Source organism: Streptomyces abyssalis, assembly GCF_001751365.1.
In the GTDB taxonomy this organism is placed as follows: Bacteria; Actinomycetota; Actinomycetes; order Streptomycetales; family Streptomycetaceae; genus Streptomyces; species Streptomyces abyssalis.
On the sequence record NZ_LJGT01000040.1, the window covers coordinates 716320 to 733256 of the forward strand.

The following is a 16937-nucleotide window of genomic DNA, read 5'->3' on the forward strand; positions in this document are numbered from 1 at the left end:
CGCATTCGCTTCGCGGCTCGCTTCCGACATCCTCGGATGTTCGCGTGTACGGGAGCGACGACACGTCAGGCGTCCCTTGAACGGCGTGAGTTGGCGTCATTCGGGTGTCATCAGCGGGGCTCCCGCCGTGCGTCACGCCCGCACGGCCGCGGAAGCTAGTCCTTCTTCGGCGCCGCCTGCTGGACGACCTCGAAGGACCACACGGCCGAGTCCGAGGCCGCGGGCCTGGGGCGGTCGCCGCCTCCCTGGTGTGCGGCCTTCATCGGGCCTTCCATCCATGCCTGGAACGACTCCTCGTCGCGCCACCGCGTGTACACCAGGTAGTTGTCGGTGCCCTCGACGGGGCGGAGGAGTTCGAACCACTCGAAGCCGTCCGAGCCCTCCACCGCGCCCGCGCGGGAGGCGAATCGCTTCTCGAGGGTCTCCCGCTGCTCGGCGGGAACGGTCAGCACGTTGATCTTTACGACGCTCATGCGCCCCATCCTGCCGCACCGCTTCCGGCGGCCCGCCGCCCCCGTTCCCGTTTGCCCGTTGACGTTGCGGCGCGGGCGCCGGCGGTACGAAACGGACCGGAGGTCCCAGCGGGAGAAGCGTGAGGCACGATCACGGCCGCGAACCGTGGCGGCTCACTCCGGCGGGCGGCTGTACTTCTCCAACGTCTCCTGCCCTGTGGATGCCTCCTGGAAGACCAACTCCCAGGGCCCGGTGTTCACGTCGAAATCCTTGCCGAACCCGACCCACTTCCCGGCCATCCGCCGCCCCGTGGGCTCCACGAGGAGCTGAACCGCGCCGTGGTAGCGGGCTCCCGCGTAGTAGCCGTCGTCCGCAGTCTGTTCAACCCACGTGCCCGTGACCACGTTCCGGTCAATCGTGAGGTCCAGGGAGAGCGGGGAGCCCGGGTTCAACGAGGCGCCGTCCAGGGAGCGGCCGGTGAGCTTGTTGCCGTGCTGGAGAAGTACGACATGGTGAGCGCCCTTGAACGTCGAGTCCCGGCCGGAAGAGAAGAATTCGTAGCGGCTCAGCCAGACGCCTGAGTAGTTCTCCGTGGCTGTGCCCGGCGCTGGCCTGGGCGTGCCAACGGCAGCAGTGACGCCGTTCGTTCCGTGCTCCATGTCGTGCCCTCCACTGCCGTCGCTCCGCACCCGTGCCATGGGAACCGGGAGAATGAAGCCCAGTGATTCCACCGGAAGTCCCGTGACACGTTGTAAGGCGCGAGCATAAACCGGGCGAGGCCACGTGCTCACGCCGCTTTCCCAACGCTGTACGAGCCGCTTGGAGGCGTCGTTGGGGTCGCCCGCGACGTCACCGGCGCGGCGCAACTCACGCGCCAGGCCGTCCTGGCTCAGCCGCATGCCGATACGCACGGCGCGAAGGGTGTCGTTTGGGGCTTCCTGAGCGGTGGTCATGTCGCTATCTTCCCCCGCTGGCGCCCCGTATGACACCCGAATGACGCCCAACGAAGGACGCTAATCGGACGCCTGACGCGTCGTCGCATTGGCCCTCGTGACCGCCGGAGCATTCAGGCATGGATGACGACGAGCGGCTGAGGGGCTGTGCCGTATGCGTTCAGATCACGCAGCAGATGGAGCGGGCGGCCCGAGAGTGTCACAGGAGCGAAGAGACCGATGCACGCGTGAAGCTCCGCAGGCACGTACGGGAGGCGCACGGGAGGGAACTGCCATGGCCCGTGTGGTGAACCCTCCGCCGTGCCCGTTCCCCCTGCTCCGTCTGTCGGTGGAAGGGGCGGCAGTGATCACCCGGTACGCGGGCCCGATCTACGGCTGCACGACCGTCCTCGCCACGTTGCTTGTCGACGTTCTGACCTTCGCCAGTACACCCGACTGATTCAGGGGAGAGAGCATGTCCGATGTACGCAGGATGCTTACGCCAGACCAGTTCGAAGGCGTCACCGACACGGTGCGGGACAACAATCCAGGTATGGCCGAAGACGTGGCCGTTCGCATCGTCACGGAGGCACTGAAGTACGTGGACTCCGTGACGCAGTTCCCCACGGTGCGCACGTCCCCGTCCCGTGTCGTGGATGAGGGATGGCACGCGCTGATCCTCCACACGGAGCTGTACGCCGATCTGTGCGCACGCCTCGGCGGATTCGTGCACCACTACCCTGAGCGTCCCGACCCCGAGCGGTTCGACCCTGACGTACTCACGCGCACGGTGGCGGCTATCGAGCAGTCGGGGCACACAGTTGACCAAGAACTGTGGACGGGTCCCACCAAGGCATTCGTGGACGTCACGGCAAAGTGCTCTCACACACCGATGCCTGGCGGCTGCGGGCCGATCCGTCCCGGGAACTGCGGGACACACAGGTAAGGTCGGGCCGCAGACGGAGGGGAGCGCCATGGGACCGGACGAAGCCGAGCGAGTAGCTGACGTGCTGCGCAGGTTGGGGGTCGGTGGTGTGGTGGCCCCCGTGGACTCGGAGGACCCGTCCGGGGAGTGGAGGGTGTTCGACCACTCCGACCCGGAGACGCGCCGGGACATCACGGCGGAGGTTCTGGCGGCTGTCGCTGAACGCGTGCCCGCTCAGGGTGATGAGCCTGAACGCGCCGGGCCCACGCGGGGCTTCGTACTGCCGTCGAACGACGGGCAAGGCGACTGACTCTGCGCAAGACGGAGCCCCCGATCCCGGATCACCGGGCCGGGGGCTCTTCGCGCGTGTTTTTCATGTGCGTGCCTTGACACAATCCTCGATCTTTACGCGGCTCATGCGCCCCATCCTGCCGCACCGCTTCCGGCGGCCCGCGTTCCGGCTGCGGCGCCGGGGGACGGAGAGATGTCCGCGAATCGTCATGCTCACCGAACTGGCGGGCGTACTCAGCCCGTTCAGATCGGTCGCGTCCGAGGTCGCTTACGAGCGTGCACACACTGGCAGGCTGACTGACGACGTACGGTGAGGGCGTGTCGAATGAGCATCTGGGACGCACGCTGCGGCGCCTTCGCCGCCTGGCCTCACTGACGCAGGAGGAGTTGGCGGAGCGCTCCGACGTGTCCGTGGACGTGATCCGCCAGCTCGAACAGCAGCGTAAGCACTCGGCACGGTTGCCCACCCTGCACGCTCTGGCCAACGCCCTGGGCGTGGAGCTGACCACACTCCTCGGAGATCCTCCTGCGGTCGCCTCCACAGGAGAGACGGACGGGCCGCGCTTCGTCGCCGTACGCCGCGCGATCACGCCCGTGATGTGGGGACCGCCGCCCGAGCCGCCCGGACCGGACTTCTCCCTCGATGCCCTGCGCGACCGGATCGCCGACGGCTGGTCCCAGTACCACGCGGCCGAGTTCGACGCCCTGATGAAAGCCCTGCCGGACCTGATCGCCGAAGCCCGGTCCGCCACGGTGGTGCAGAGCGACGACGACCGTTCAGCAGCCTTCGTGGCACTTGGGAAGGTGCTCCAGCTCGGTGGCCACCTGTCCGTCCGCATGGGCAAGACAGACCTCGCCCTGACCGGCCTGGAACGTGCCATACAGGCGGCCGAGCAGTCTGCGGACCCCCTGCTGGCCCCGATGATTGCCAACTCCGTGGCGTGGACGTACCAGCGGCAAGGCCGTCTGGATGACGCGCTCCACGTCGCGCTCCACGCAGCCGGGACCGCCGAGCAGAGCGGCCACACGAACACAGCCGACGGCCTGAAGGTCTGGGGGGCGCTGACCATGAGCGCCGCCACCTCCGCTGCGCGGGCCGGGGACTACGACCGCGCGGCCGCGATGATGGAGACGGCGGAGAAGGCGGCGGCGCGCGTCTCCAAGTTGCCCGAGGGCAGCGACAGTCGCATGGTGAGCGTGTTCAGCCCGTCGTCCGTGCGCATCGAACGCGTCCGCCTCGCCGTCCAGTACGGGCATCCGGAAGAGGCCCTGAAGCTGGCCAAGGGCATGCGGCTGAGCAAGGACACCCCACCGTCGTGGCGCACCTGGCTACTGCTCGACGTGGCCCGTGCGCATACCGACACCGGCGACGCGGCAGGAGCCGTGAAGACCTTGGAGTCACTGCGCCGCGTGGCCCCCGAGTGGATGCGGCACCACACGCTCGCAGTGGCAATCGTGCGTGACCTGTGGTCGCTGCCGAACCACCCGCCGGGGCTGCGCCCGTTGGCGGAGTTCCTGGGGGTCGCTGCGTAAGGTCCCGGAACTGGGACGCAACGCCCCTGTCGGCTTTCTCAGCGGATCGCTTGCATTGACGGCATGCCACGCAACCGCGCGAACCGTTCCGGGTTCGGCCGATTCGGGAGAGCAGACCTCAATGCCGCGTCCTACGGTCCCGCACCCTCCGACCAGGGGCGTTGTCGCCCGACCGACCGGGCATCCCGGCTACAGCGAGACCCTGCCGCGCACTCCGGGGAGCGTGGCGACCGCGCGCAGCCTGGTGCGCACGGCCTTAGCCACGTGGGGCCTGGAACAACTGGCCGACGCCGCCGTGCTCGTGGCCTCCGAGCTCGTCACGAACGCCGTGCAGCACGCCCGCAGCGATGCCCTGCGCGTCGTGGTCACTCGCCCCTGCGCTGTGTGCGTCCGGGTTGCCGTCGTGGACAAGTCCAGGACTCTGCCCACCCGTTGCGAGGCGGCCGAGGACGACGAAGGCGGGCGTGGGCTGGCCCTGGTCGAGCGGCTGGCCGTCCGCTGGGACACCGATCCCCTGCCGTGGGGGAAGTGCGTCTGGGCAGAACTGGAGGCGCTGTGAGGTGCGTCCGCTGCCCCGAGCGAGGGGTGGTGCTCGTGCATCAGGTCGATGCCGGGAACATGCAGGGCGCTCGCCCCGGACCACGCGTCGGCAACGTGTACGCGTGCCGGCCGTGTGCCCGGCAGATCGCCGCGATGCCGGGATCCTGGCCCTGGCTGGCGGCCGTCGCCGAGGGCGTGCCCACTCAGGGCGCTGCCCCTGAACTCTCCGGGCCCACGCGGGGCTTCGTACTGCCGCCGGAGAACGAAGGCGACTGAGCCGCGTAGGACTGAGCCCCGATTCCCGGAGTCACGGACCGGGGGCTCGCGGAGGGTGCTCCGCGTGACCGTCAACCGCCGCAACGTCCTCGGTGATCTGCCAGGGCGGCTCTTTGCTGTAGAACCGCAGGTAGCCCCCCAGGACTCATCCCGCCGCGCGGGCCGGTCGGCGCGGTGGGGGAAACGGCACCGGACGCATGGAGGCGATCATGAGCGACAAAGGACCTGGCCCGGCACTCCCGCCTGTGGTGGACAGAAAGACCTGGCAGGAGGCGCGGGACGCACTGTTGGTACGGGAGAAGGCGCACACCCGCGAAGGGGACGCGATCGCGGCGGCACGGAGGCGGCTGCCGATGGTGGAGGTCGACGCCACCATCGAGGTGATCGGACCTGACGGGCCGATCACGATCCTCGATGTATTCGAAGGCCGCAGGCAGCTCATCGCGTACTTCCACGCCTGGTGGCCCGGCCGGCCCGCCGCGGAGCAGTGCGACGGCTGCACGTTCTTCAACTGCCAGGTCCGCGAGCTGTCCTACATCCATTCCCGCGACGCCACGTATGCCACGCTCTGCAAGGGCCCGTACGAGGCCAGCGTCCGCTACCGGGACTTCCTGGGCCTGGACATGCCGTGGTACTCGGTCGAGAAGACGGCGGCGCAGCTGCTGGAGGGCCGTGACTGGCAGCGTCACCACCTCGTCTGCTACGTACGCGACGGCGAGCGGGTGTTCGAGACGTACTACACCGGCGGTCGCGGCGTCGAGGTCATGTCCCCCACCCACGGGCTGCTGGACATGACCGTCTACGGACGCCAGGAGGCGTGGGAGGACTCTCCCGACGGCTGGCCCCAGCCCTGGTACTCCGATGAGAACCCCGAGGTCTGGCGTACGAACGGACGCCCCGTCGCCCAGTGGTCCCGCATCGAAGCAGGCCGCTCCGACGAGCTGACGTGAGTATCGGCCGGCCTGGTCCGCGGGAACTTTCCCGCATACGCCGCCGCGGTCCGTGCCAGGACCGCGACGGCCGGTCCCGCCAGGTCGAACAGGGTCGGTCCTACGGCCGGTCGGCGGGCGGTACGAACCGGACCGGGGCGTCGAAGGATGCGCGGCGGGTGGCGCGGCGCAGGGCGCGCAGGACCGTGCCGCCGAGGGTGAGGACGAGGACGACGGTCAGCGTGGCCCGGGGGAGGTCCCAGCCCAGGGACGTGGCCAGTACGTAGGTGACGAACCGCGCCAGGTTCTCCGGCAGCGGGTCGCCCGGGACGAAGGAGATGCCCGAGCCGAGGCCCGCGATGTAGGGCCAGCCCTGGAGGTTCATCACCAGCCCGTAGAGCAGGGCCGAGACCGCTCCGTAGAGCGCCAGCATCAGCAACTCCCCCCGTCCGCGGAGCCGTTCGGAGCCGGGCAGCAGCCCCGCGCCCATGGCGACCCAGCCCATGGTGAGCATCTGGAACGGCATCCACGGTCCGGCTCCGCCCGTCAGCAGCGCTCCGGCGAACATCGACAGTGCGCCCAGTACGAAGCCGAAGCCCGGCCCGAGGACGCGTCCCGAGAGCACGATCAGGAAGAACATCGGCTCCAGGCCCGCCGTACCCGCTCCCAGCGGGCGCAGCGCCGCCCCCGCCGCCGCCAGTACGCCGAGCATCGCGACGGCCTTCGCGTCCATGCCGGTGTCGGCGATCGTCGCGACGACGACCGCCAGCAGCAGCGGCAGCAGCGCCGTGAAGAGCCAGGGTGCGTCCTTCGAGTGCGCCAGTCCGGATGCGGAGTCGGCGAGCAGGGGCCAGCCGAAGGCGACGACGCCCGTGGCGCTGGTGAGGGCCAGTGCCGCGACCGAACGCGGGCCGAGGCGCAGGGCGCGGGTGCTGGGGTTCACTCCGGGGCTCCCTGGGCGTCCGGGGCGCCGAGTGCCGAGCGGACCTGGGGGACGGTGAGCCACCGTGCCGGAGCGAGGATCTTGGCGACCTGCGGTGCGAACGCGGGGGAGGAGGTGACCACTTCGGCGACGGGACCGTCCGCGACGGTCTCGCCCTGCGCCAGTATCACGACGCGGTCGGCGACCTCGGCCGCCAGCTCCACGTCGTGCGTGGCCAGAACGATCGAGTGCCGCTCGCCGGCGAGGGTGCGCAGGATGCCGACGAGGCGGGACTTGGCGGCGTAGTCCAGGCCGCGGGTCGGCTCGTCCAGCAGGATCAGCTCCGGCCGGGCGGTGAGGATCACGGCGAGGGCGAGAGCCAGGCGCTGGCCCTCCGACAGGTCGCGAGGGTGCATGCCGTCGGCAACCCCGGGCAGCAGCGCGGCGACCAGACCGCGGCAGGTTCCGGGCTCGGCGCCGGCGTCCGTGTCGGCTGCCGCGCACTCACCCGCGACCGTGTCCGCGTAGAGGAGGTCACGCGGCTCCTGCGGTACGAGGCCCGCGTGCCGCAGGAGTTGACGCGGGTGGGTACGGGACGGGGTGAGGCGCTCGGCACCACCCACCGTCACCGTTCCGGCTGTCGGCGCGTGTACGCCCATGAGGGTGCCCAGAAGCGTGGACTTGCCCGCCCCGTTGCGGCCCATGAGCGCGATGGTCTCTCCGGGACGGAGGGCGAGGTCCACGCCGTGCAGGGCGGTGATGTCGCCGCGGCGGAGGGTGAGTCCGCGGATCTGCGCCGTCGGCGTTGCGGCCGTGCCGTCCTCCGCGGACGGGCGCGCGGTGTGCGGGGGCCGTGACCGTACGCGGGCGCGCAGCCGGGCCAACGGGCCTGTCCCGTCGTGGAGTTCACGTTCTCCGTGTGCGTCGCCGCCCGTCGCGGAGGCGGCGGGGGCGTCGGCTTCCTCGACGCCCGGAGTGACGGCAGGCCGTGGCCCGGTGCCCCGCGCGCCGTCGCCGGAGACGTCCGCGAGCCTGTCGCGCAGCGGTCCCGCCCTGCGGCGCGCGTCCCGTACGGACAGCGGCAGCGGCGACCAGCCCGCGAGCCGTCCCAGCGCGACGACGGGTGGCTGCACCGGCGAGACCGCCATCAGGTCTGCGGGGTCGCCCAGCCGGGCCGGTGCGCCGGGCTCCGGCAGCAGCAGCACCTGGTCGGCGTAGTGCACGACGCGCTCCAGCCGGTGCTCGGCCATCAGCACGGTCGTACCGAGGTCGTGGACGAGCCGCTGGAGCACCGCCAGGACCTCCTCGGCGGCGCCGGGATCGAGGGCCGAGGTCGGCTCGTCCAGGACGAGTACGCGCGGATGCGGGGTGAGTACGGAACCGATCGCGACGCGCTGCTGCTGCCCCCCGGAGAGGGTGGCGATGGGGCGGTCGCGCAGGTCGTTGAGGCCGAGAAGGTCGAGGGTCTCCTCGACGCGGCGGCGCATCGTGGCCGGGGGCAGCCCCAACGACTCCATGCCGTAGGCGAGTTCGTCCTCCACGGTGTCGGTGACGAAGTGCGCGAGCGGGTCCTGGCCCACCGTGCCGACGACGTCGGCCAGTTCGCGCGGCTTGTGCGTACGGGTGTCGCGTCCCGCGACCGTGACGCGCCCGTGCAGGGTGCCGCCGGTGAAGTGCGGAACGAGTCCGGAGACGGTGCCCAGCAGCGTGGACTTGCCGACGCCGGACGGGCCGACCAGCAGGCACAGTTCGCCCTCGGGGATCTCCAGGTCCACCTCGCGCAGGGCGAGTTGCGGCGCGTGCACGTCTTCGCCCGGGGTGGCACCGGCAGGGCCGTCGTACCGGACCGACACCTGGTCGAACCTGATCACTTGGCTGGCTCCTCGGGTACGGGTGACGACGCTGATCCGGCCGGAGGCCGAGCCGGTGCGCGCGCCGGCGGCGGCGCCGGTCCAGGTCCAGGTCCCGGTGCCGGGTTCGTGGCCGGTCTTGCGCCCGCACCCGGTACGGGCGCCGCGAACGCCGGCAGCAGGCCGATGAGCAGCCCCGCCGCGGGCCACAGTGGAAGCTCCGGTGCGGTGAGCGGCACCGCCGGCGGATGCAGCGCCTCGGGGAACGCGCCGCCTGCCGCCACCATCACCACCCCGGCCGCGGCACCGGAAGCGGCAGTCAACCAGGCCCGCACGCCCCAGAGTTCCGGCCGGTAGCGGGTACGGACGGCGCGCCGTCCGCCCAGCCGCAGCCCGGCCAGCGCCAGCACCGCACCCGCGAGCAGCACCGGCAGCCCGTACTCCGCTCCCTGCACCGACAGCAGCGCGTACGAACCGGCGCAGACACCGAGCAGCCCGCCGAGCGTGAGCAGAGCGGTCATCCGGCGTACGGCGCGCGGCACTTCGGCGCTGCGTCCGTAGCCGCGAGCGTCCATCGCGGCGGCCAGCGCGACCGAGCGTTCCAACGCGCCCTCCAGCACCGGCAGTCCGACCTGGAGGACGGACCGCAGCCCCTTGTCGGCCCGCCCGCGCAGCCGGCGTGCGGCACGCAGCCGCCGTACGTCCGCCACCAGGTTCGGCGCGAAGGTCATCGCGACGACGACGGCCACTCCCGCCTCGTAGAGCGCGCCCGGAAGGGACTTGAGCAGCCGGGCGGGATTCGCGAGGGCGTTGGCGGCGCCGACACAGATCAGCAGCGTCGCCAGCTTCATTCCGTCGTACAGGGCGAACATCAGCCCCTCGGCGGTGACGCGGCCTCCGACGCGCACGCCCTGCGCCCAGTCCGGCAGCGGCACTTCGGGCATCGTGACCAGAACGTGGCTGCCGGGGACGGGGGAGCCGAGGAAGAAGGCGAAGAAGAGCCGGATGACCAGCACCACGAGGCCGAGCTTCAGGAACACCGTGTACGAGCGTGCCCAGGGGGCGTTCGTACGGCGTGCGGCGACGACGTACCCCGCCACGGCGCACAGCAGCATCAGCAGCAGCGGGTTCGTGGTGCGGGAGGCGGCGGTCGCCAGGCCCAGCGCCCAGAGCCACCACGCGCCGGGGTGCAGGTCCAGGCCACGCCTGGCCTCCGGTGCGCGCAGCCACCCGTTCATCACGTCACCGCCCGGCCGGTCAACGGCGGCGGCGGGCACGCCGGGCGGCGGCCAGGGAGAGAGCGGCGACGGCGGCGATGCCCGCGGCGACGCCGGTCGCCGAACCGAAGGCGGCACCGGAGCCGTCCTCGTCCGTGTCCTCGCCCTTGCCGGGGTCCTTGCCGGCGGCGTTGCTGCCGTCGGCCTCGTTCCCGCCGCCCTTGCCGGAGCCGGATATCTGCTCGCCGCAGCCGCGCTCGGGATAGCCGTCGATGGCGCACAGGAGCGCCGCGGAGTTGTAACGCAGCGGCTTCGCGACCTGAGCGAGCGCGTCCGCGGCGGTGGCGTCGTCGGCGACCCGGGCGCAGACGGTACGCGGCTCGGGCGGGGTCTCGCCGCGGGGTGCGTGCGCACGGGTGCCGGGGTCGATGCTCAGGGCGATCCGCTTGCTGCCCTGCTCGGCGTCCGTGCCGCCGCAGATGTCCGCGAACTCCGCCCGGCCGCGCGGCTTCCCGGCGTCCTGGGAGTTCTCGCTGAGTGCGAAGCGGAAGCCGATGACCGCGCCGTCCTCGGGACGCAGCACCGACGGGCCCTGCGTGGCGTACGACCACTCGTCGCGGTCTCCGCTCTTGCCGTTCTGCTCCCAGAAGGCCCAGTAGCGGTAGCTGCCGGAGTCCGAGACCCGCGCGGTCGCCCTCGTCTCGGCCGCGCCCGGCTCGGCCGCGCCGGCCGGTGTCTGGACGGCGGCCGGAAGAAGCGCGAGCCCGATGACGGCGGGCAGCCGCCAGGCGCGGCCGCGCAGCCCCGGCCGCGGGGCCCGCCGCCCGCGCGGGGCCCGCAGACCCCGCGCGTCGCGCGGGCTCCGCGCGCTCACTGCCCCTGCCGCTTTCTGCGGGCGCTGATCAGGAAGCCGGCACCCACGCCCGCGGCCAGCCCGGCGCCCAGCAGGGACCAGCGCAGCACCGCACCGTCGTCCTCGTCCTTCTCGGCGCCCGTGGCCTGCTTCTCGTCCGGCATACGGGCCGGCTCCGGGCCGGTGGCGACCAGGCGGTCGAGCAGCTTCGTGCCCTTGAGGGTCGCCGCGTCGCCTCCCGTGGCGTGCACGGCGAGCATCACACCGGCGACGGCGGCCGGGTCGCCCTCGGACTTGTCCCACGAATCGAGCTTCGCGGCCAGCCAGTTGAGGGACTCGCGTGCTTCGGCGCGGTGACCGCCCGCCGCGAGTGCGATGACTGCGTCGGCCGTGTTGCCGTAGTCCGGTTCGCCTTCGGCGCCCGGTGTCACGGCGAGCAGGTGGTGCCCGTTCTTCTCGAGTACGGACGCGAGGTAGGCGGCGCCCGCGCCGGCCGCCTCGTCACGGCCGAGGGGCTTGCCGTCTCCGGCGTCACCCTTGCCGCACTCCAGCGGCTTCGCCTCGGCGGAACGGCCGGAGGGCTTCTCTGCCTGCATCCCGGAGCCCGCACCGGCCAGTACGGCCGCGGCGGTGGCGTCGTCGTTGGCGGCCAGCTCGCCGTCCTTGCCGGGCTGGTACGCGAAGGCGCCGCGCTTCGCCTTGCCGGCGTCGCAGCCGAGCTGTAGCGAAGCGAGCGCGTCGTAGGGGGACTTGCCGCCCTTGACCGCCTTCTCCGGTTGCTCGCCCGCGGCGGCGAGGGCGCCGACGACGACGGAAACCGAGTTCGCGTCGCTGGGGCTGCCCGGGTTGTAGCCCCAGCCGCCGTCCTTGTTCTGCACGGAACGCAGCCAAGCGAGGGCCTTGCGGACCGGGGCGTCCTGACCGCCGACCGCGGAGAGCGCCTGCACGGCGGCCGCCGTGGCGTTGGTGTCGCCGGGGGTCTTCTTCTCGTCGCACGTGGTGCCCGTGTCCGCGCGGTACGCGGTGAACGAGCCGTCGTCGCACTGCTGCCCCGCGAGCCAGTCCACCGCCTTGCGGGCGGGGACGGCACCGGCCGCGTCGAGGGCCAGCAGGGCCATGGACTGTCTCCAGACCCCGTCGTACTTCGGGTCGGCCTTGCCGTACAGCCCGGCCGGCAGTTTCTTCTCCGTCGCGGCGGACGCCGGCGGGCCGGATATCGCGCGGGAGGAGGAGCCGGCGGCCTGTGCCGCGGGCGCGGTGACGGCGCAGAGTGCGGTTGCCGCGGCGACGGCTGTGATGCTCCGGCGCAGGAACATGGGGGGTGCCTTTCGGTGAGCGGTCCGCAGCTCCGCACGGCCGCCCCGCCTGCCCGCTCGCATGCTCGTGCGGCACGCGTCCGGTCAGGCGGCACACCGGGCTCAGCTCCGTAAACCTCGACGGTGGGGCCCCTTCAGCCGCCCTGCGGCGGCGGACGGGGCCCGCGAGCCTTGCCTCCGGGCCGGGTGCTCCGGCTCACGACGCCCGTACGGGACGGCAGTTCGCCCCGTACGGGCGTCGCTCACGGTTGCGGGTCAGCGCCGGGCTCTCACCGGCTTCCCTCGGTCGGAGGCGATGTACGCCCCTCACTCTAACGGCCGCCTTCCGGGGCCCTTCCTTCGACGAAGGCGAAGCGGTCCGGGAAGTCGAACCTGCCGTCGGGGCCCGGGTCCGCCGACTCGGCGATCTCGGCGAGGCCGTCGGCGAGTTCGGCGTCGGAGAAGGTCGAAAGCACCGACATCCAGCGGTTCTCGACGAGCTTCAGCCAGTGGTCACGCCCGACGCCGACCGGGAACGCGGCGCAGCTCGTGTGTGCTTCGAGCCCGGCGTCGCGCAGCGCCGACTCGATCTCCTCCGGTTCGGGCTGGTTGGCGGCGAAGCGGTTCAACGCACGCTGGAACAGCGGATATTCGAGCTTCGGCGGCAGCGTGACGACGAGAATCCGCCCGCCGGGCGCGAGCAGACGCGCGAGCCCGCAGAGAGTGCCCGGGACGTCCGAGAAGTGGTGCACGGCCTCCTTGATCACGATCGCGTCGAAGGAGGTACCGGGAGCGCTGCCTGTGTCCTGCCCGGCCCCGGGCGGCCGGCGGGCCAGGTCCTCGGCCGTCGCGCGTACGGGAAGCAGTCTCGGATCGGACGGCAGCCGGTCGAGCATCGGCTGCGAGGGGTCGACGCAGACGAGAGGCGTGTTCTCGGTGGCGTACTCCAGGAGACGCCTGAGGAAGAGTCCCGTGCCCGCTCCGATGTCGGCGATCCGGTCCCCGCGGCGGAGTTCCAGCCGGGAGGTGATCTGTTCTTCCATCCAGTCGAGATAGTCGGGCCTGTGGGCCCACGTGGAGTCGTAGGTCTCCGCGAGGTGCGCGTAGTGGTCTTCGAGCTCCTCATCCACTGCTGCGCGGCCACCTTTCTGCACGTCGTCGTCATGGCGGGACGGGCGGACAGGACCCAGGGCGTGGGCGCGGGCCCCGGGCTGCGGCGTGCCTGCCCGGCATCTCCTGACTCATACCGGCCGCACACGTGACGGGCCGCACGCGTGACAGCCACCCCCTGCACACCAGGTACCTCTCCTGTCGCGGCCCACACGCGGTGCGGCGACCGGTCCCGGGACGCCGGCCGTCCTGGGTCCCACCTGCGGAGGCGGCCTCACGAGATCGTTCAACGATCAGCCGGCAGCGGGCCGTGCGTAACGTCCCTGCCCTGGACGGGAGTCGGCTCCGGGAGGCTGAGGCGCCGGACGGGAGGAGAGAGGGGATTCAGCCGTCCTGCTCCGGATAGGCCTCGATGACCTGGCGCCGCGAGTCCTCCAGATAGAAGCCGAGCATCCGTTCCGCGCCCGCCGCGTCCCCGTCCTCCAGGGTCGTGAGGATCTCGCGGTTCCGGGAGAGATACGGCTCGTAGAAGCGGCGCGGGTCGTCCATGACGTGGAAGGCCAGCCTCAGCTCCGCCAGCACGCCGCGCATGAGGTCGTCCGTGCGTTCGCTGCCCGCGAGTCCCGCGAGCGCCTGGTGGAAGTGGATGTTGGCCGTGCCGCAGTCGTTCCACTCGTTCTTCTCCGCGGCGCGCTCGCCCGCCGTCACGGCGCCCGCGACCTGCTCCAGCGGATACGGCGGCTCCTCCAGGCCGCGTACGGCGGCGCACTCGACGAGATTCCGCACGCGGTAGATGTCGGCGATGTCCGCGGCCGAGAGGACCCGTACGAACGCCCCCTTGTTGAGCCGGTGCACGAGGAGCCGCTCGTGCGTCAGCAGCCGGAACGCCTCACGCAGCGTGTTGCGCGATACACCCAGAGCGTTGCCGATGCGCTCCTCGGAGAGCCGGACCCCCGGCAGGAAGAATCCCTGTGCGATACGTTCGCGCAAGATGCCGGCGACTCGCTCGGCCGTACTGGTGCGGCCCAACAGGGCGCGGTCAGCGGCGAGTTCGGTCAGCTCCAGGCCGGAGTCGGCATCGGCGGTCATGGTGATCTTTCCTCAGGCAGGTGGTCCGCCCAAGTGAAACCCAGAAAGCTCCACGGGACAACAACCCCCTTGCCGTATTGTTCAACAATCCTCTAGGTTGGCTGCGATGATCGACCTCAACGCCGACCTGGGAGAGGGCTTCGGCCGGTGGCAACTCACCGACGACGACGCCCTGCTGACCTCCGTCACCAGCGCCAACATCGCCTGCGGCTTCCACGCCGGCGACCCTCTCACCATGCGCCGCGTCTGCGAGCGGGCGGCGGCGGAGGGGGTGCGCATAGGCGCCCAGGTCTCCTACCGTGACCTGGCCGGATTCGGACGCCGCAGCATGGACGTACCCGCGGCGGAACTCGCCGCGGAGGTCGCCTACCAGATCGGCGCCCTGGAGATCTTCGCGCGCGCCGCCGGCTCCCGCGTCTCCTACGTCAAGCCGCACGGCGCGCTCTACAACCGCTGCGTGCGCGACTCCGAGCAGGCCGCCGCTGTCGTCGAGGGCATACGGATGGCCGGGACGGCCCTGCCCGTACTGGGGCTGCCCGGCTCCGAGCTGCACGGCGCCGCAGCCGCCGCCGGCCTGCCCGTCGTCGACGAGGCCTTCGCCGACCGCGGCTACCGGCCCGACGGCACCCTCGTGCCACGTACCGAGGCCGGTGCCGTGCTCACCGATCCCGGACAGGTGCTCGCGCGCTCGCTCGCCATCGCCGAGGGCAAGGATGTCGCCGCCGTCGACGGCGGGCCGCTGCGCCTGCGCGCCCGCTCCCTCTGTGTGCACGGCGACACCCCGGACGCCGCCCGCCTGGCCCGCCGGATACGCGACGAGCTGACCGGCGCCGGAATCACGGTACGGGCGTTCACGTGAGCGGCGCCGCGGACCCGGAGAGCCCGGCCACGGAGTCCGGCGAGAGGGCCGGAACGGAGGGCGCGACCGGCCCCGGAGCCGGAACCACGCCGCCTCCCGCCCCCGTCGTCCTCCCCGTCGGGCGGCACGGCCTGCTGGTCGAACTGCCCGGCGCCGAGGCTGCCGAGGCGTTCCACGCCGAGGTGCTGCGCCGCCGTGCGGCCGGTCTGCTGCCCGGGATCACGGAGATCGTGCCGGGGGCACGCACCGTGCTGCTGGACGGGCTGGCCGAACCGCGGCGCCTCGCCGCGGAAGTGGGGGAGTGGAGGATCCCGCCCCTGGAGCGCGGCAGCGAGTCCGCCGTGGAGATCCCCGTCCGCTACGACGGCCCGGACCTGCCGGACGTCGCCGGGATGTGGGGCGTCACGCCGGAGGAGGTCGGGCGGCTGCACGCCGCCACCACGTTCCGGGTGGCCTTCTGCGGATTCGCTCCCGGCTTCGGCTATCTGACGGGGCTGCCCGAGCAGTACCACGTGCCGCGCCGCTCCGATCCCCGTACGAGGGTCCCGGCGGGCTCGGTCGCCCTCGCCGGCCCGTACACCGGCGTCTATCCCCGGTCCTCGCCCGGCGGCTGGCAGCTGATCGGCACCGCCGTGCGCACCGTGCTGTGGGACGCCGGGCGCGAGCCCGCCGCCCTCTTCGCTCCCGGCACCAGGGTCCGCTTCGTGCCCGAGGGCGGAACGGAATGACCGGCGAGCTCCATGTCGTACGGGCCGGGGCGCTCACCACCGTGCAGGACCTGGGGCGTCCGGGGCACGCACACCTGGGCGTGCCCCGTTCCGGAGCGCTGGACGAACCGGCGCACCGCCTCGCCAACCGGCTTCTGGGCAATCCGGAGGGCGCCGCCACCCTGGAGACCACCGTCGACGGCTGCGCGTTGCTCGCCTCCGCGGCCGCGGAGGAGGGCGGCGGGGCGCCCGGGCCCGGACATCCCCGTGGCGCGCTCGCCGGTGCCGTCGTCAGGGGCATTCCCTGCGCCGTCGTCACGGGCGCTCCGTGCGCGGTCACCGTGAACGGAAGGCCCGCACCCTGGGGCGTCCCGTTCCGGCTGCCGGCCGGCTCCGTGCTGGACGTCGGGCCCGCCGAACGCGGCCTGCGCAGCTACATCGGCTTCTCCGGCGGCGTCGGAGCCGAACCGGTGCTCGGCAGCCGTGCCACCGACCTGCTCTCCGGGCTGGGCCCCGAGCCGCTGCGGGACGGCGCCCGGCTGCGCCTCGGCTCCCGCTCCTCCGCCGGGCCGCACGGAGGCGCGGCGGCCGCCGTCCCGGACGCGGCACCCTGGGCGGCTCCGCCCGGCGAGCTGCTGCTTCCGGTCGTCCAGGGGCCGCGCGCGGACTGGTTCACGGCCGGGGCGCTGCGCACGCTTCTCATCGGCGGCTACCGCGTCTCCTCCGCCAGCAACCGCATCGGGCTGCGCCTCGAAGGGCCGGTGCTGGAGCGGGCGCGGGACGGCGAACTCCCCAGCGAGGGCATCGCGTTGGGCGCTCTGCAGGTGCCGCCGGAGGGCCGTCCCGTGGTCTTCCTCGCCGATCACCCCGTCACCGGCGGCTATCCGGTGATCGGTGTCGTACCGCAGGAGGCCCTGGCGGCAGCGGCGCAGGCCGTGCCCGGGACGCCCGTGCGCTTCACTCCCGTCTCGGGATAGCCGGATCGGGGCGTGCGCGGGCACTCGGCGCCTCCGCCCCGACGATGAGCGGGCCGTCCCGTCCGGCAGGGCTGTGAGGCCGAGTTCGGACGTTGCGACAGCCGGACCCCACGGGCGCGTGTGCGACGGGTGGCGCGAATCACCTGCCTCGGCTGCTCGGGATAAGTGACCGGCCGGTA

General features: G+C 72.3%; 19 protein-coding genes. 10 read left to right on the top strand and 9 right to left on the bottom strand.

What is annotated here, in order from left to right:
- Positions 1-155: 155 nt before the first annotated feature.
- The gene (locus tag AN215_RS18005) at positions 156-473 is read right to left on the bottom strand and encodes an antibiotic biosynthesis monooxygenase family protein (RefSeq protein WP_070011745.1); all 318 of its coding nucleotides are present in this window, start codon (positions 471-473) and stop codon (positions 156-158) included.
- Positions 474-626: 153 nt separating this feature from the next.
- The gene (locus AN215_RS18010; RefSeq protein ID WP_070011746.1) at positions 627-1406 is read right to left on the bottom strand and encodes a helix-turn-helix domain-containing protein; all 780 of its coding nucleotides are present in this window, start codon (positions 1404-1406) and stop codon (positions 627-629) included.
- Positions 1407-1680: 274 nt separating this feature from the next.
- On the opposite strand from AN215_RS18010, the gene AN215_RS29875 reads away from it, so the two are divergent.
- From AN215_RS29875 to AN215_RS18040, 7 genes are all read left to right on the top strand, one after another.
- A complete protein-coding gene (locus AN215_RS29875; protein ID WP_171904216.1) occupies positions 1681-1845 on the top strand; it encodes a hypothetical protein in 165 nt (54 codons plus the stop codon).
- Positions 1846-1860: 15 nt separating this feature from the next.
- Positions 1861-2331 (top strand): glycine-rich domain-containing protein, encoded by a 471-nt coding sequence (locus AN215_RS18015; RefSeq protein WP_070011747.1) that lies wholly within the window; start codon positions 1861-1863, stop codon positions 2329-2331.
- 28 nt (positions 2332-2359) lie between these two features.
- A complete protein-coding gene (locus AN215_RS18020; protein ID WP_070011748.1) occupies positions 2360-2620 on the top strand; it encodes a hypothetical protein in 261 nt (86 codons plus the stop codon).
- A gap of 299 nt (positions 2621-2919) precedes the next feature.
- A complete protein-coding gene (locus AN215_RS18025; protein WP_070011749.1) occupies positions 2920-4134 on the top strand; it encodes a helix-turn-helix domain-containing protein in 1215 nt (404 codons plus the stop codon).
- 121 nt (positions 4135-4255) lie between these two features.
- On the top strand, positions 4256-4693 hold the full coding sequence (locus AN215_RS18030; protein ID WP_070011750.1) for an ATP-binding protein: 438 nt from the start codon (positions 4256-4258) through the stop codon (positions 4691-4693).
- Positions 4694-4728: 35 nt separating this feature from the next.
- Positions 4729-4950: a hypothetical protein gene (locus tag AN215_RS18035; RefSeq protein WP_139140754.1), complete on the top strand. Its 222-nt coding sequence runs from the start codon at positions 4729-4731 to the stop codon at positions 4948-4950.
- Positions 4951-5159: 209 nt separating this feature from the next.
- Positions 5160-5900, top strand: a complete 741-nt coding sequence (locus tag AN215_RS18040) for a DUF899 family protein (RefSeq protein ID WP_070012075.1) — start codon at positions 5160-5162, stop codon at positions 5898-5900.
- A 100-nt stretch (positions 5901-6000) separates the two neighbouring features.
- Here the strand turns inward: AN215_RS18040 and AN215_RS18045 are convergent, their stop codons facing one another.
- From AN215_RS18045 to AN215_RS18075, 7 genes are all read right to left on the bottom strand, one after another.
- A complete protein-coding gene (locus AN215_RS18045; RefSeq protein WP_070011752.1) occupies positions 6001-6822 on the bottom strand; it encodes an ECF transporter S component in 822 nt (273 codons plus the stop codon).
- The gene (locus AN215_RS18050; RefSeq protein ID WP_070011753.1) at positions 6819-8672 is read right to left on the bottom strand and encodes an ABC transporter ATP-binding protein; all 1854 of its coding nucleotides are present in this window, start codon (positions 8670-8672) and stop codon (positions 6819-6821) included. The genes AN215_RS18045 and AN215_RS18050 overlap by 4 nt, the downstream gene beginning before the upstream one ends.
- Positions 8669-9889, bottom strand: a complete 1221-nt coding sequence (locus tag AN215_RS18055) for an energy-coupling factor transporter transmembrane component T (RefSeq protein ID WP_107374420.1) — start codon at positions 9887-9889, stop codon at positions 8669-8671. Before AN215_RS18055 ends, AN215_RS18050 begins: the two co-directional genes overlap by 4 nt.
- Before the next feature lie 19 nt (positions 9890-9908).
- Complete coding sequence (locus AN215_RS18060) at positions 9909-10742, bottom strand: SCO2322 family protein (RefSeq protein WP_245694536.1); 834 nt, start codon at positions 10740-10742, stop codon at positions 9909-9911.
- Complete coding sequence (locus tag AN215_RS18065; RefSeq protein ID WP_070011754.1) at positions 10739-12037, bottom strand: SCO2321 family membrane protein; 1299 nt, start codon at positions 12035-12037, stop codon at positions 10739-10741. The genes AN215_RS18060 and AN215_RS18065 overlap by 4 nt, the downstream gene beginning before the upstream one ends.
- A 311-nt stretch (positions 12038-12348) precedes the next feature.
- Positions 12349-13146 carry a class I SAM-dependent methyltransferase gene (locus tag AN215_RS18070; protein WP_070011755.1) on the bottom strand — a complete coding sequence of 266 codons (798 nt, stop codon included), beginning with the start codon at positions 13144-13146 and terminating at the stop codon, positions 12349-12351.
- Between the two features lie 364 nt (positions 13147-13510).
- Positions 13511-14215 (bottom strand): GntR family transcriptional regulator, encoded by a 705-nt coding sequence (locus tag AN215_RS18075; RefSeq protein WP_070011756.1) that lies wholly within the window; start codon positions 14213-14215, stop codon positions 13511-13513.
- Positions 14216-14321: 106 nt separating this feature from the next.
- On the opposite strand from AN215_RS18075, the gene AN215_RS18080 reads away from it, so the two are divergent.
- The 3 genes from AN215_RS18080 to AN215_RS18090 are packed head-to-tail and all read left to right on the top strand — an operon-like array spanning position 14322 to position 16758.
- On the top strand, positions 14322-15074 hold the full coding sequence (locus tag AN215_RS18080) for a LamB/YcsF family protein (RefSeq protein WP_070011757.1): 753 nt from the start codon (positions 14322-14324) through the stop codon (positions 15072-15074).
- Positions 15071-15802 (top strand): 5-oxoprolinase subunit B family protein, encoded by a 732-nt coding sequence (locus AN215_RS18085; RefSeq protein ID WP_079123162.1) that lies wholly within the window; start codon positions 15071-15073, stop codon positions 15800-15802. Before AN215_RS18080 ends, AN215_RS18085 begins: the two co-directional genes overlap by 4 nt.
- Positions 15799-16758 carry a 5-oxoprolinase subunit C family protein gene (locus AN215_RS18090; RefSeq protein WP_070011758.1) on the top strand — a complete coding sequence of 320 codons (960 nt, stop codon included), beginning with the start codon at positions 15799-15801 and terminating at the stop codon, positions 16756-16758. Before AN215_RS18085 ends, AN215_RS18090 begins: the two co-directional genes overlap by 4 nt.
- Positions 16759-16937 lie beyond the last annotated feature (179 nt).

Bases quoted from the DNA above. Each gene is read 5' to 3' on its own strand.
- AN215_RS18005 (WP_070011745.1), bottom strand. From the start codon at position 473: ATGAGCGTCGTAAAGATCAACGTGCTGACCGTTCCCGCCGAGCAGCGG.
- AN215_RS18010 (WP_070011746.1), bottom strand. From the start codon at position 1,406: ATGACCACCGCTCAGGAAGCCCCAAACGACACCCTTCGCGCCGTGCGT.
- AN215_RS29875 (WP_171904216.1), top strand. From the start codon at position 1,681: ATGGCCCGTGTGGTGAACCCTCCGCCGTGCCCGTTCCCCCTGCTCCGT.
- AN215_RS18015 (WP_070011747.1), top strand. From the start codon at position 1,861: ATGTCCGATGTACGCAGGATGCTTACGCCAGACCAGTTCGAAGGCGTC.
- AN215_RS18020 (WP_070011748.1), top strand. From the start codon at position 2,360: ATGGGACCGGACGAAGCCGAGCGAGTAGCTGACGTGCTGCGCAGGTTG.
- AN215_RS18030 (WP_070011750.1), top strand. From the start codon at position 4,256: ATGCCGCGTCCTACGGTCCCGCACCCTCCGACCAGGGGCGTTGTCGCC.
- AN215_RS18040 (WP_070012075.1), top strand. From the start codon at position 5,160: ATGAGCGACAAAGGACCTGGCCCGGCACTCCCGCCTGTGGTGGACAGA.
- AN215_RS18055 (WP_107374420.1), bottom strand. From the start codon at position 9,889: ATGAACGGGTGGCTGCGCGCACCGGAGGCCAGGCGTGGCCTGGACCTG.
- AN215_RS18065 (WP_070011754.1), bottom strand. From the start codon at position 12,037: ATGTTCCTGCGCCGGAGCATCACAGCCGTCGCCGCGGCAACCGCACTC.
- AN215_RS18075 (WP_070011756.1), bottom strand. From the start codon at position 14,215: ATGACCGCCGATGCCGACTCCGGCCTGGAGCTGACCGAACTCGCCGCT.
- AN215_RS18080 (WP_070011757.1), top strand. From the start codon at position 14,322: ATGATCGACCTCAACGCCGACCTGGGAGAGGGCTTCGGCCGGTGGCAA.
- AN215_RS18090 (WP_070011758.1), top strand. From the start codon at position 15,799: ATGACCGGCGAGCTCCATGTCGTACGGGCCGGGGCGCTCACCACCGTG.